Genomic DNA, 13,464 nt, shown 5'->3' on the forward strand with positions numbered 1-13,464 from the left:
ACCGGGGCCATGGTGGCACATCCCGCGAACAGAATCGTCACGTATACTGCGATCAGCAGGTGCCGGAACAACGGCCGATGGCGGGATCTGGTGGGCACGATGCGCTAACACACTCGCATGGACATGAAAATGACACTAGCATTGAACCCCAAAAACGTCAAGGCAACAACTACCTACAATCCAAACTTGTTGTAATTTCGTGAAAACCATCCCTGCATCCCTGACCTGCGAGGCACCCTCATGACCCAGACGCCCGACATCGAGATCCTGGTGCTGTATTACAGCCGTTTCGGCGCTACCGCCCACATGGCGCGCCATGTAGCCCGCGGCGTCGAAGAGGTGAAACACTGTACAGCCCGCCTGCGCACCGTACCACCCGTATCCGCCACCTGCGAAGCCGTTGGCGAGGACATCCCCGCCGAGGGTCCTCCCTACGCTACCCTGGAAGACCTGCGGGAATGCCAGGGCCTGGCCCTGGGCTCCCCCACCCGCTTCGGCAATATGGCCGCCCCCATGAAATATTTTCTGGATCAGAGCAGTAGTCTGTGGCTGGCCGGAGCACTGGTGGGCAAGCCGGCCGGCGTCTTCACCTCCACCGCCACCCAGCACGGCGGCCAGGAATCCACCCTGCTCAGCATGAGCATTCCTCTGCTCCACCACGGCATGCTGATCACCGGCATCCCTTACACGGAGCCGGCCCTGAGCGAAACCACGTCGGGCGGCACCCCCTATGGCGCCAGCCATGTGGCCGGCCCGCAGGGTGACAAACCGCTGACGGACCATGAACGGACTCTGTGCCACGCCCTGGGACGGCGCTTGGCACGGACGGCCCGCGCCCTCGCACAAGGGGGCAACGAATGAAGGAAAAAGGGTTTCACCGACTGGCCCTGGCCGGGCTCCTGGGCCTGTTCGGTCTGATCTTCGCCTGGACCCTATGGATAGACCCGCCGCAACAATTCCCCCGGGCGATACTGCTGATACTGCTGCTGGGGCCGCTGCTGCTGCCCCTGCGCGGGCTGCTCCATGCCCGCCTGCAGACGCATATCTGGACGAGCCTGCTGAGCCTGCCCTATGTCTTGATCGGCAGCACGCTGGCCGCCGCCGGTGAGCAGCGACTCTACGGAGTCTTGATGATCCTGCTCAGCCTGGCCCTGTTTGCAGGATGCGTCGGGTTCGCACAGGCCATGAAAAAGCGCTGACCTCCGTTCAGGACGCCCCGCCCAGAATATGCTTCACAAACCGTACCGTCACCCGGCGCCGGGTGGACAGGGACTCCCTGTCCAGTTGGTCCAGCAGGGCAATCAGGGAGGGCAGGTCCCGGCGGTGGTGACGCAGCAGATACTCACAAACCTCCGGGGACAGCTCGAAGCCTCGCCGCCGGGACCGAGCCATCAGGGCCTCGCACTTGTGTACATCGGCCAGCACACGCAGCTGGAAGACCGGTCCCCACAACAGGCGTGAACGCAGATCCGGCAACGCGACCGGCAGGGACTGGGGTGCGGTGCGTGACGCCATCAGCAGGCGCCCACCGGAGTCACGCACGCTGTTGATCAGATTGAACAGCGCCTGCTCCAGATCCGGCTCCCAGGGCATCTCGTCCAGGTTGTCCAGGGCGATCAGATCCACCCCCTGCCAGCCCTGAAGCAGGTCGGAACCGGTCCCCGCCGTGATTCCCATCGGCAGATAGGCCACGCGCCCGCCCCACTCCGCTACCTCGTGACAGGCCGCATGCAACAGATGGGTCTTGCCCGCACCGGATTCACCGAACAGATAAAGCTGACGTTCACCCTTGCCGTGGGCCAGCCCCCTGACCGCCTCCGGGACCAGGGCTTGCCCCCCCGGATGAAAGGTCTCGAAATCCGTACCGTCACGCAGGGTGACATCCAGGGTCAGCTGACGGGCCATGAACCCCTCGGCACCGGGGCAGAGCGATCCCGGCTCATGCAGCGGAACGCCAGTGCAGGTAAGCCTTGCGTCCCCAGGTAAAGACATAGGCCAGACCGCTGCTCACGGTGGTGAACAACACCAGCATCAGCAGCCCATCCAGATACCAAGCGGGCAGCGCCAGAACACCGGCATTGATGATCACCGACAGCACCAGCACGATCTGAAAAAAGGTGTTGGCCTTACTGATGAAAAGCGGCTGCATTTCCAGACTGCGGGTCACCGCTCGGAAAGCCATCGCGCCCAGCACGATGACGGCATCCCGCGCCACCACCAAGGCGACCAGCCACCAGGGGAGCAACCCGGTCCAGGCCACGGTGAAATAGGTGCCCATCATCAGAATCTTGTCCGCCAGTGGATCCAGGTAGCCCCCCAATCGGGTGTACCACCCGTAGCGACGGACCAGCCAGCCATCCAGGCCATCCGACAGACCGGCAATGAGCAACAGCCACAACACCAATACGTACTGATGGGTGGCCAGGGCCCAGATGATGGGTCCCGTCAGGGCAATGCGCAGCAGGGTGATGACGTTGGGCAGCTGACGTAAATTCACCGCAGCAACCTGAACCCAACGGTTTCAATGCCGTCCACCGCCGTACCCGAGGACTCAGGCACCAGCGTGGAACCCAGCAAGGCGGCCCGTTCCAGATCACGCGCCCCTCCCCGCACCTGTAACAGAAACAGCGCCCGGTCCGACATCAAACCATGGGGCCGCAGACGGGACACCGCTGCCATGTCGCCCAGATAATTGACGACCCGGAGATAGTCCGCCAGGGAACTCACGCCACTGACGCTGACCATGATCCCGCCCCGATCCGTCTGCAGTCCGGCAACGGCCAGACGCTTCCCCAGATAATCCGCCGCCTGATGCATGGCCTGGGCCATCGCGGCCTCCTGAGTCTCACCGTCGCCCTGCCACTGTACGGATTCATCGCCGACAGACAACTGTATCCGCGCCAGCCAGCGACCGCCGGAAGGCTGCACCCGAGCCACCAGCACACCGCCGGGCCCATAACGACGGGACGCGTCCATCACAGGCTCATGGAACCCCCCCATCACATCGGCCAGGGTCACACGCCCCTGGTCTTCCAGATCCATGAGTGGGAACAACAGCGGCAGCCCCCGTTCCCGGGCGGTATGCTCCAGGGCGGATCTGGCCGGGTGATCATCGGTGGCCGAAACCAGCCGGCGCTCCTGACGATCCTGAACACCCAACCACACCAGCAGGGCGGGTCGATCCCCGGACCAGACCGGCAAGCCCGCATCCAGCAGGTGCTGTTCCACCGCACTGACATCGAAACGCACCCAGAGCAGACTGGTTGCTTCATCGGGACCGTCGAGATACCGGTATTGCTGGACATGGCGAGGGGCTTGTTCCAGCAGGGAGACGATCCGGGAATCATCCAGCATGTCGCGACGCCCCGTCAGCCGAACGACGACCTGGGCCAGGGCCCGGTTGAAGCCCTCCATGCGCTCCGGACGGTCTCGAGAGTCCACACTCACCTCGGCTTCCCCGAGTGAGGGGCCGGTGTCCGCGGACCCGACCAAGGGGACAGCCGGCAAAGCCGACAGCAGGAACAGCGTAGCAAGCAAGCGAAGCGAAACCAGGGTTCTCATAGGCTCGGGACTAGGGCTGCGGGCGTCGGACCCGTTAAAATAGCACAAAAGCCCCGTGCCAAGTCCGTCGGCCAAGGTTTTCGCACCTTGACCGGACCCGCGAAGATGGCTTGCCCCGTCCACCCTTGGTAACATCGCCGCCCTCCGGGCCGAAAATTCCGCTGGGTACAAGCTATCCGGCGGTTGCCTCCCATGGCAACCCGGCCCACAATCAGTTCATTGCACCCTCCCACGCAAGGTCAGAGTTTTCCATGGTCCAGAAAAACACTCCCCCCACCCAGGGCATCAGCTATCGCGATGCCGGCGTGGACATCGACGCAGGCAACGCCCTGGTGGAACGCATCAAGCCCCATGCCCAACGCACCCGGCGCCCCGGTGTCATGACGGGCCTGGGCAGCTTCGGTGCCCTGTTCGAGCTGCCCATTGCGGATTACAAGGAACCGGTCCTGGTCTCCGGCACCGACGGCGTGGGCACCAAGCTCAAGCTGGCCCAGCAACTGGGTCGCCACGACACCATCGGTATCGATCTGGTGGGCATGTGCGTGAACGACATCATCGTCCAGGGTGCGGAACCCCTGTTCTTCCTGGATTACTACGCCACCGGCAGCCTGGATGTGGACACCGCCGCGGACGTGGTCAAGGGCATCGCCGACGGCTGTGCCGAGAGCGGCTGCGCCCTGGTGGGAGGCGAGACTGCGGAGATGCCCGGCATGTACGCACAAGGTGAATACGACCTGGCCGGCTTTGCCGTGGGTATCGTGGAAAAGGCCCGCATCATCGACGGCAGCCAGGTCCGCCCGGGTGATGTGCTGCTGGGCCTGGCCTCCTCCGGCCCCCACTCCAACGGTTATTCCCTGATCCGCCGCCTGCTGGAGATCACCGGCGCGGACCTGGACAGCCCCTGCGGCGAAGTTACCCTGGGGGAGGCCCTGATGGCACCCACCCGCATCTACGTCAAACCCCTGCTCCAGCTGCTGCGGCAACAGCCCGTCCATGCCCTGGCCCACATCACCGGCGGCGGTATTCTGGAAAACCTACCCCGGGTAATGCCCGCCGGCACCGTGGCACGGGTTGATCCCCGGGCCTGGCCCTTGCCCCCGGTGTTCCAGTGGCTGCAGCAGGCCGGCGGCATCGAGGCGCGGGAGATGCTGCGCACCTTCAACTGCGGCGTGGGCATGGTCCTGGTGCTGCCCGAGGAAACCGTGGCCGCCACCGAAGCCCTGATGGCAGAGGCCGGCATCAAGAGCTGGCGCCTGGGTGGCATCGAGGCGGCGGACGGCGAAGCCCGCGTGGAGTTGGGCCGCTGATGCGTCAGAGTCCGTTACCCGGCATCGTCGTACTCATCTCCGGCTCCGGCACCAACCTGCAGGCGCTCATCGACGCCGTCGCGGACGGCCGCGTCCACGGCGAGATCCGCGCGGTGATCAGCAACCAACCCGAAGTGACGGGGCTGGACCGGGCCCGCCGCGCCGGCATCCCGGCCCAGGTGATCAATCACCGGGATTTCTCCGATCGGAGCGGCTTCGACCAGGCACTGATGGCAGCCATCGACCGGCACCAACCTGAGCTGGTGGTACTCGCCGGCTTCATGCGCGTGCTCACCCCGGCCTTCGTGGAGCACTACGATGGTCACCTGATCAATATCCACCCCTCCCTGTTACCGGACTTCCGTGGCCTACATACCCATGAACGCGCCCTGGAGGCGGGTGTCCAACAGCATGGCTGCAGCATCCACTTCGTCAACACGGAGTTGGACGGCGGGCCCGTCATCCTGCAGGCACGGGTGCCCGTGCTGATCGATGACACCCCACAGACCCTGGCGGCGCGGGTACAGCAACAGGAACACCGGGCCTATCCACAGGTGGTTCAGTGGTTCTGCCAGGGTCGACTGACACTCCGAAATGGACAGGTATGGCTCGATGAACAACCTCTGCAGGCTCCCCTTCAATTATCCGGCCCGGCCGTCCTCGCGGATACGCACTGACACCCTACCCTGGTGGTCACCGCGCCGGGCGGTGGTCGGCGCTGTACTGGCGACCCTCCTGCTGGGCGTGGGCATACCGGCAGCCCAGGCCCAGACCCTGCCCTTTGTCCCACCCTCCTATACTGCGGAATACCGGGCGCAGAAGATGGGTCTGTCGGTGGTGGCCCGGATCACGCTGACCCGGGAGGGGGAGCGTCTGCGCTACCGGGCAAGGGTCCGGCCCACCGGCATGCTGTCCTGGGTGCGCAATGACGAGATCATCGAACAGAGCATCCTGCGACTGACGCCCGCCGGGTTACGCAGCGAGGAATATCTCTACAGCCATACCGGCGCCAGCCGGGACCGGCGCACCGAGATCCGATTCGACTGGGAGGCCCTCAAGGCCGGCGGTACGCATAATGGCCAGGCTTTCGAGCTGGACATCCCGGAGCGGGCCATCGACCGCTTCGCCCTGCAGCTCTCCATGATCCACGATGTCTGGAGCGGCCAGCGCCGGTTCACCGAGACCATCGTGGAACGTAACCGTATCCGCACCTACGAGTTCACGGTGGGTGAGCCTGAAACCATCGACACCCCCATGGGCGCGGTGGAGGCCATTCCGGTCACCCGTTACAACGAAGAGCGGGACACCACCGTCAGTACCTGGTTCGCGCCCCGCCTCAACTACCTGCCGGTCCGCCTGGAACAGATGGAGGACGGCGAGCGGCTGGTCCTGACCATTCAGTCGGTGGAATGGCATGGTGACCGCTGACCCGCTGCCGGACCATGATCTGGCGGTCATCGGCTCCGGCCCCGGCGGCTACCGGGCTGCCGTGCTGGGGGCCTTGCGGGGCCTGTCCGTCGTCATCATCGAAAAATCGGACTGGGGCGGCTGCTGCCTGAATCGGGGCTGCGTGCCGAAGAAAGACTGGTATCACACCGCCCGACTGATGGCGGCCCAGGCACACTTTGCCGGGCGCGGCCTTGATGGACGGCTGCGGGCGGACCTGGACCGGGCCTGGCAGCATCAGCGCCGGGTGGTCGAGGGCATCCAGGCCCGCTACCTGGACTACCTGCGCCACCTGAAGGTCACCCGGCTCAACGGCCACGCCCGCTTTCTGGACGACCGGCACCTGTCTGTGGACACCCCCGATGGGCCAAGCCACCGGATCCGGGCTCGCCATATCATCATTGCCACCGGGGGGCACCCGGCGGTACCGACCCCGTTCGAGGCCATCCCCGGCAAGATCCTCACCACGGACATGCTGTTCGATGCGCCCCCGCCGGCGGGGGCGCGGGTGGCGGTGATCGGCAGCGGCGTGGTGGCCACTGAGTTTGCCTATATCTTCAGCCAACTGGGCAGGCAGGTCACCTGGCTGGCCCGTTCCCCCATGCTGCGTCGCCTGCCCCTGAGCCGGCCGGCCCGGGATGCCCTGACCCAGGCCCTGGCACGGCAAGGGCTGCACCTGCGTAGCGGGATCGGATTCGAGGCCGTCACGGCGGCCGAAGACGACGTCCGTCTGCACCTGACAGGGGGCGAGACCCTCGCCGTGGACTGGGTCTGCCTGGGGACGGGACGCCGCCCCCATACCGGGGGACTGGCGTTGGAGCGGGCGGGGGTCCGCACCGATCCACAGGGGTTCATCCGCCGCAATGACCTGCTGCAGACCGATGTCCCCCACATCTACGCCATCGGCGATGTGGCCTGCCAATGGATGACCGCCAACCACGCCCTGGCCGAGGCCACCGCCGTCATCGGCCACATCCGGGGCGGGCAGGCGCGGCATCTGGACCCCCTGCAGGTGCCCATGGTGGTCTACAGCGCCCTGGAGCTGGCGCGCCTGGGGATGGACGAGGCCATGGCGGAAGAGGCCGGACACGAACCGGCAGTGGGTTTTGCCGCCTTCGAGACCTCCCCCTGTGCCCTGGGCCAGGATGACACCGAAGGGTTCGTGCGTTTGATCGCGGACATGGATACCGGCGCCTTGCTGGGGGGGGAGATCCTGGGCGCACAGGCCGGTGAACTGATCCACCTGCTGTCTCTGGCCCCGGACCGGGACACGGCCCTGGCGTGGATCGCCCGGGGGGCCTTCAATCACCCCTCGCGAGCGGAAGAGATACTCAATGCGGCGGAAACCCTGGCCGGCAAATGGGGGCTGGAAGACCGGGTCTTCGGTCTCTGAAACCCGCCGGCCCGCGCCATCGGGTCACTGCTCCGGGGCGCTGGTCAGGCGCATCTCGATGCGCCGGTTGCGCGCCAGTGCCGCCGGCGTATCCGCCGGATCCAGGGGGTGAAATTCCCCATACCCCGCCGCCGCCAAGCGCCGGGGTGCCACCCCGCGATCGATCAGATAGTCCACGATCCGCTGCGCCCGGGCGGTGGAGAGCTGCCAGTTGGACGGAAACTGCTCGGTACGGATGGGCCGCCGGTCCGTGTGTCCCTCCACCATCAGCACCCAGTCGATATCTGCGGGGATGCGCTGTTCGATCTCCCGCACCAGCACCGCCACCCGGTCCAGCCGTGCCTGCCCTTCCACCTCCAGATCGGCGGAACCCGAGGCAAAGAACAACTCCGACTGGAAGCGGAAACGGTCGCCGACGATCTGGATATCCTCCACATCCGCCAGGGACTCCCGCAACCGACCGAAAAACTCCGAACGATACCGGGCCAGCTCCTGCACCCGGTCCGCCAGGGCGATGTTCAGACGCTCACCCAGATTCTCGACCTGCAACCGCTGGGCGGTGATCACCGCCTCCCGGGCCTCCAGGGCCTGATTGAGGGCGGTCAACTGCAACTGCACCTGCTCCAGCTGCCACTGCAATTGTTCCAGATCCGCCTGGGTCTCCGTCCCCAGGACCCGTTCCCGGGTCAGATCCGCCTGAATCTGCATCAGCATGCGGCGGTCGGCATCCTGCGCCTGCAGGGCCGCCTCTCGTTCCTCGAAGGTGGTCTGCAAGGTGGCGGTGAGGGCCTGGACGCGCCCTTCCAGGCGCACGTTGTCCACCTCCTTCAGGGCCAGGGTTCGGGACAACTCGCCGATACGATGATGCAGGGTCTCCACGGTCTGATCCCGCTGGAACAGCACACCGGAGAGAAAGAACTGGGACACCACGAACAGCATGAGCAGGAAGACGAAGACCAGCACCACGGTGGCCAGCACGTCCACGAACCCGGGCCAGATGTCCAGGGAGGCACGACTGCGGCGGCGGCTGGAGGGCAGCATGGGTGATCAGTGGGTTCCGGATGGCGTCGCTGAACGGCCCGTCATTCCCGCTCCCGCCCCCCTTCACCCAAGCGCGCCGCGGTGCGGGTCATCAGACGAACCTCGTCGCGCAGCACGCTGATGAACTGGCCCCGGTCCTCGCTCAGCTGCACCCGCAACTCCGCCAGGGTATCGGCCACCCGGGACAGGTGCCGGCCCATCTCCTGCTCGCTGTCGGAGCGGGCGCCGGTGGCCTCGGCCAGTCGCTCCAGCACCCCTTGCAGTTCCGACTGGGTGCGGGCCAGCCCGAGCATGGCCTTCTGCTCGCCGCGGACCAGTTGGGCCACCTCGGCCACCTCCTGCGTGAGGGCGATCAGACGCTGATCCGTGAGCCGTCGCTCTTCTTCCCCCCGGGCCATCAGGCGCTGGAGCTTGTCGAGACTGTCGGAGGTCTGTTCCAGCAAGGCCTGGATATAGGCCGGGACCGTGCCCTCCCCCTCCGACACCAGGGCGCCGGTGGACAGGCGGGTGAGCCCCGAGAGCCATTCCTCCAGTTCATTGTAGAAGCGGTTCTGGGCGTGACCCGCCTGCAGATCCACGAAGCCCAGGACCAGGGCGCCGGCCAGCCCGAACAGGGAGGAGCTGAAGGCGGTCCCCAGTCCCGAGAGGGGTTTTTCCAGCCCGCTTTGCAAGGCGGCAAAGGCCGCGTTCATGTCCTCGCCGCCGATGCCCAGATCCGAGATCACCGCCCCCACGCCCCGCAGGGTATCCAGCAGGCCCCAGAAGGTCCCCAAAAGCCCCAGAAAGACCAGCAGGCCGATGAAATAACGGGACAGGTCGCGGGATTCATCCAGGCGCATGCGAATCCCGTCCAGCAGGGTGCGCATGGAAATGGTGGACAGGGTGAACTGATCGCCGCGACGCCCGGTGAGCAGGCGGGCCATGGCCCCCAGCAGGCGGGTGCGAGGGAGCTGGGCGGCCTCCGGGAGATCGCTGCCGCGGAAGGCCTCGATCCAGCGCACCTCGGGATTAAGGATCAGCACCTGCCGGTAGTTCACCACCAGGCCCACCAGCAGCACGAACAGGATCATGCCGTTGAAGGCCGGGTTGGCCAGGAAGGCCGCCAGCAGGGGGCCGGACAGCAGCAACGCGGCCGCCAGGACCGCGAGCAGGAAGACGCTCATCCAGATGATGCTGTCCCTGGTCTTGCGCATGCGATGGCTCCCCCAGCCGGATGATCCCGAAATGGAGATAATAACCCGGCAACCCTACCGGCCCCTCCCCCTCTCTCCCACAAGGGAAGAAGGGCTTAATGGTAACAGGGCGGCGGGTGGACTTGTCGTGGAACCGGTCGGTTTTTGATCAGTCGCCGGCGATGGTGAGCCCGTCGATCAGCAGGGAACCGGTACGGATATTGGCCCGCTGGTCCACATCCGCCCCCACAGCCACCAGGTTCATGAACATGTCCTTGAGATTGCCCGCCACGGTGATCTCCGAAACCGGATACAGGATCTCGCCGTTTTCCACCCAGAACCCGGCGGCGCCCCTTGAATAGTCGCCGTTGACCATGTTGATGCCGTGGCCGATCAGCTCGGTTACCAGCAGCCCCGTGCCCATCTCCCGCAGCAGGGCCTGGGCATCCTGAGTGCCCGGATCAATGGTGAGGTTGCGCAAACCGCCTGCGTTGCCCGTGGTCTGCATGCCCAGTTTGCGTGCCGAGTAGCTGTCCAGGGCATAGGACTCCAGACGGCCGTCACGGACCAGATCCCGGGCCCGGGTGGCCACCCCCTCGCTGTCGAAGGGGGCACTGCCCAGGGCGCGGGGGATATGGGGTTGCTCGTGGATGTGCACGAACTCGGGGAAAATCTGTTCCCCCAGCCGGTCCACCAGGAAGGAGGACTTGCGATACAGGGCACTGCCGCGGATGGCGGCGACGAAGTGCCCCAGCATGGAACGGGCCACATCCGGGGCGTAGAGTACGGGATAGCGGCGGGTGGAAAGACGGCGGGCGTTGAGACGACGTACCGCCCGGCGGGCCGCCTCGATACCCACGGACTCGGGGGTATCGAGGCCGCCGGCCTCCCGGGCCACGGTATACCAGTAGTCCCGCTCCATGCTGCCGCCGTCCCCCGCCAGCACGGAACAGCTCAGGGAATGCCGGGTGGCGGCATAGCCACCGACAAAACCATGGGTGTTGCCGTAGACGGCGGTGCCGCGAAAGGTATTCACGCTGCCGCCTTCCGAATTGACGATCCGGGCATCCTCGGCGCGGGCCGCGGCCTCGCAACGACGGGCGATCTCGATGGCGGCATCGGCCTCCAGGTCCCAGGGGTGATCCAGGTCCAGGGCGGGATAGTCCCGGGCCATGAGCTGGGCATCGGCCAGGCCGGCAAAGGGGTCTTCGGCGGTATAGCGGGCGATCCGGCAGGCGGCCTCCGCCACCTCCCGCAGGGACTGGGCGCGCAGGTCGGAGCTGCTGGCGGAACCCTTGCGCCGACCGATGTAGACGGTGACGCCCACGCCCTGGTCGCGGTGAAACTCCAGGGTCTCCACCTCACCCAGGCGAACATTGACCGACAGGCCGGTATCGTGGCTGACGGCCACCTCGGCGGCCGTGGCCCCGGCGCGACGGGCTTCGTCCAGGACCTGCCCGACGAGGTGTTCCAGCGCCTGCGCATCAAGAACCGGGGTCTGGGGTGCGGACATGAGATCTCCTTGGTAATGCGTGTGGGTGATGCTCGTTGAAGGGCGTCTTCGGGATACACTATGCCCCATGACGACCGATGATGAATTTGATGAATTCGACCGCCCCAGCCGCGGCGCCCGCAAGCGGGAGGCTCAGGCCGCCAAGGACCTGGGCGAGGCCCTGCTGGCGCTTTCCGAGGCGGACCTCAAGGCCCTGGATCTGCCGGAACGCCTGCTGGAGGCCATCCGCCACTGCCGCGACCTGCGCAAGGAGGCCCTGCGACGCCAGCGCCAGTATATCGGCAAGCTGATGCGCCAGGTGGACACCGCCCCCATCCAGGCGGCCATCGAGGCCCGGGAGGCGGCGCGGCGCGCCCAGGCCCGACAGTTCCACCGGATGGAGCAGTGGCGGGACCGCCTGGTGACCGAGGGAGAGACGGCACTGGCCACCTTCTGCGATGAGTACCCCCGGGTGAACCGCAAGCGGCTGACCGCGCTGGCGACCGATGCCCGTTCGCAACGTCCCGGCGCATCCCGGGCCCTGTTCCGCCTGGTGTCCGAAACGATGCAGACGGTGGACGCCCCACCCCACGACGGTCAGTGACTGGTGCCGCCCACCGTCAGGCCGTCCACCCGCAGGGTCGGCTGCCCGACCCCCACCGGGACGCTCTGACCTTCCTTGCCGCAGGTGCCCACGCCGCTATCCAGGGCCAGGTCATTGCCCACCATGGAAATCCGGCTCATGACCTCGGGGCCGTTGCCGATCAAGGTGGCGCCCCGTACCGGCCGGGTCACCTTGCCGCCCTCAATGAGATAGGCCTCGGAGGCGGAGAAGACGAACTTGCCGGAGGTGATGTCCACCTGGCCGCCGCCGAAGTTCACCGCATAGAGTCCCTTGTCCACCGAGGCGATGATCTCGCCCGGATCATGGGCCCCCGCCAGCATGTAGGTATTGGTCATGCGGGGCATGGGCAGATGGGCATAGGACTCGCGGCGACCGTTGCCCGTGGGCGCCAGGCCCATCAGACCCGCGTTGAGCCGATCCTGCAGGTAGCCCTTGAGGATGCCGTCTTCGATCAGCACCGTGGACTGGGTGGGGATGCCTTCATCATCCACGTTCAGTGAACCACGTCGCCCGGCCAGGGTGCCGTCATCCACCACCGTCACCCCGGGCGCCGCCACCTTCTGCCCCATCCGGCCACTGAAGGCCGAGGTGCCCTTGCGGTTAAAGTCGCCTTCCAGGCCGTGGCCCACCGCCTCGTGGAGCAGCACACCGGGCCAGCCGGACCCCAGCACCACGGTCATGGTCCCCGCCGGTGCCTCGTCCGCCTCCAGGTTCACCAGGGCCTGACGCACCGCCTCCCGGGCATAGCCCAGACCCCGCTCCTGATCCAGGAAGAATTCATAGCCGCTGCGCCCGCCGCCGCCGCTGGAACCCTGCTCCCGGCGGCCGCCGTCCTCCACGATCACATGCACGTTCAGGCGCACCAGGGGCCGCACATCCGCCGCCACCGTGCCGTCGGTATGCATCACCAGCACCAGCTCATGGACACCGGCCAGGCTGACGATCACCTGGCTCACCCGAGGGTCCTGACGCCGGGCTTCCGCGTCCAGACGCTGCAGCAGATCGATCTTGGCATTTTCATCCAGGGTCCCCAGCGGATCCACCGGCAGATACAGCCGGTGCCCCGCCTCGCGACGACGTACCGGCACCGTGCCGTCCCGATGATCCCGACCGATGGCCCGCGCCGCCCGCGCCGCCTCCATCAGGGATGGCAGCAAGATTTCGTCGGAATAGGCAAAGCCGGTCTTGTCGCCGGAGAGGGCACGCACCCCCACCCCCTGCTCGATGTTGTAGCCGGCATCCTTGACGATGCCGTCTTCCAGCATCCAGGACTCGTGGCGAGAGACCTGAAAATACAGATCGCCCCCATCCAGCCCGGGGCCACACAGGGTTCCGAGCACCCGGTCCAGATCGGCCTCGGTCAGGCCGGCGGGTTCCAGCAGATGCAGATGGGCGGTATCCAGGGCGTGGGTCATGAACAGGGCCTT

At 66.3% G+C, this 13,464-nt stretch carries 14 protein-coding genes; 7 read left to right on the forward strand and 7 right to left on the reverse strand.

What is annotated here, in order from left to right:
• Window positions 1-240 precede the first annotated feature (240 nt).
• Window positions 241-861 carry an NAD(P)H:quinone oxidoreductase gene (wrbA, locus tag LQ952_RS07350; protein WP_238622010.1) on the forward strand — a complete coding sequence of 207 codons (621 nt, stop codon included), beginning with the start codon at window positions 241-243 and terminating at the stop codon, window positions 859-861.
• A complete protein-coding gene (locus tag LQ952_RS07355) occupies window positions 858-1,199 on the forward strand; it encodes a DUF2069 domain-containing protein (RefSeq protein WP_238622011.1) in 342 nt (113 codons plus the stop codon). Before wrbA ends, LQ952_RS07355 begins: the two co-directional genes overlap by 4 nt.
• Window positions 1,200-1,206: 7 nt before the next feature.
• On the opposite strand, the gene hda is transcribed toward LQ952_RS07355, so the two are convergent.
• The 3 genes from hda to LQ952_RS07370 are packed head-to-tail and all read right to left on the reverse strand — an operon-like array spanning window position 1,207 to window position 3,696.
• Window positions 1,207-1,905 carry a DnaA regulatory inactivator Hda gene (hda, locus tag LQ952_RS07360; protein ID WP_238622012.1) on the reverse strand — a complete coding sequence of 233 codons (699 nt, stop codon included), beginning with the start codon at window positions 1,903-1,905 and terminating at the stop codon, window positions 1,207-1,209.
• A gap of 34 nt (window positions 1,906-1,939) precedes the next feature.
• A complete protein-coding gene (locus tag LQ952_RS07365; RefSeq protein ID WP_238622013.1) occupies window positions 1,940-2,497 on the reverse strand; it encodes a CDP-alcohol phosphatidyltransferase family protein in 558 nt (185 codons plus the stop codon).
• Complete coding sequence (locus LQ952_RS07370) at window positions 2,494-3,696, reverse strand: DUF2066 domain-containing protein (protein WP_347402059.1); 1,203 nt, start codon at window positions 3,694-3,696, stop codon at window positions 2,494-2,496. Before LQ952_RS07370 ends, LQ952_RS07365 begins: the two co-directional genes overlap by 4 nt.
• Before the next feature lie 116 nt (window positions 3,697-3,812).
• Between LQ952_RS07370 and purM the strand changes: the two genes are divergently transcribed.
• From purM to LQ952_RS07390, 4 genes are read left to right on the forward strand one after another with little or no spacing between them, the layout of a single operon-like run.
• Window positions 3,813-4,868, forward strand: coding sequence for a phosphoribosylformylglycinamidine cyclo-ligase (purM, locus tag LQ952_RS07375; RefSeq protein WP_238622015.1), 1,056 nt, complete (start codon window positions 3,813-3,815; stop codon window positions 4,866-4,868).
• The gene (gene purN / locus LQ952_RS07380; protein WP_238622016.1) at window positions 4,868-5,545 is read left to right on the forward strand and encodes a phosphoribosylglycinamide formyltransferase; all 678 of its coding nucleotides are present in this window, start codon (window positions 4,868-4,870) and stop codon (window positions 5,543-5,545) included. Before purM ends, purN begins: the two co-directional genes overlap by 1 nt.
• Window positions 5,481-6,296 carry a DUF3108 domain-containing protein gene (locus tag LQ952_RS07385; protein WP_238622017.1) on the forward strand — a complete coding sequence of 272 codons (816 nt, stop codon included), beginning with the start codon at window positions 5,481-5,483 and terminating at the stop codon, window positions 6,294-6,296. The genes purN and LQ952_RS07385 overlap by 65 nt, the downstream gene beginning before the upstream one ends.
• Window positions 6,283-7,707, forward strand: a complete 1,425-nt coding sequence (locus LQ952_RS07390) for a dihydrolipoyl dehydrogenase family protein (RefSeq protein WP_238622018.1) — start codon at window positions 6,283-6,285, stop codon at window positions 7,705-7,707. The genes LQ952_RS07385 and LQ952_RS07390 overlap by 14 nt, the downstream gene beginning before the upstream one ends.
• Before the next feature lie 24 nt (window positions 7,708-7,731).
• Here LQ952_RS07390 and LQ952_RS07395 read toward each other — a convergent pair whose 3' ends face one another.
• The 3 genes from LQ952_RS07395 to pmbA all read right to left on the reverse strand — a co-directional run bounded on the left by LQ952_RS07395 (window position 7,732) and on the right by pmbA (window position 11,433).
• Window positions 7,732-8,748, reverse strand: coding sequence for a peptidoglycan -binding protein (locus LQ952_RS07395; RefSeq protein ID WP_238622019.1), 1,017 nt, complete (start codon window positions 8,746-8,748; stop codon window positions 7,732-7,734).
• 41 nt (window positions 8,749-8,789) lie between these two features.
• Entirely contained in the window at window positions 8,790-9,941 is a 1,152-nt protein-coding gene (locus tag LQ952_RS07400) for a flagellar motor protein MotA (protein ID WP_238622020.1), read from the reverse strand.
• A gap of 148 nt (window positions 9,942-10,089) precedes the next feature.
• Complete coding sequence (pmbA, locus tag LQ952_RS07405) at window positions 10,090-11,433, reverse strand: metalloprotease PmbA (RefSeq protein ID WP_238622021.1); 1,344 nt, start codon at window positions 11,431-11,433, stop codon at window positions 10,090-10,092.
• 67 nt (window positions 11,434-11,500) lie between these two features.
• Here pmbA and yjgA point away from each other — a divergent pair, with 67 nt between their 5' ends.
• Window positions 11,501-12,016: a ribosome biogenesis factor YjgA gene (yjgA, locus tag LQ952_RS07410; protein ID WP_238622022.1), complete on the forward strand. Its 516-nt coding sequence runs from the start codon at window positions 11,501-11,503 to the stop codon at window positions 12,014-12,016.
• Here the strand turns inward: yjgA and tldD are convergent.
• Window positions 12,010-13,452, reverse strand: coding sequence for a metalloprotease TldD (gene tldD / locus LQ952_RS07415; RefSeq protein WP_238622023.1), 1,443 nt, complete (start codon window positions 13,450-13,452; stop codon window positions 12,010-12,012). The genes yjgA and tldD overlap by 7 nt on opposite strands.
• Between the last annotated feature and the right edge of the window lie 12 nt (window positions 13,453-13,464).

It is taken from the genome of Ectothiorhodospira lacustris (genome assembly GCF_022227785.1).
Taxonomy (GTDB): Bacteria; Pseudomonadota; Gammaproteobacteria; order Ectothiorhodospirales; family Ectothiorhodospiraceae; genus Ectothiorhodospira; species Ectothiorhodospira lacustris.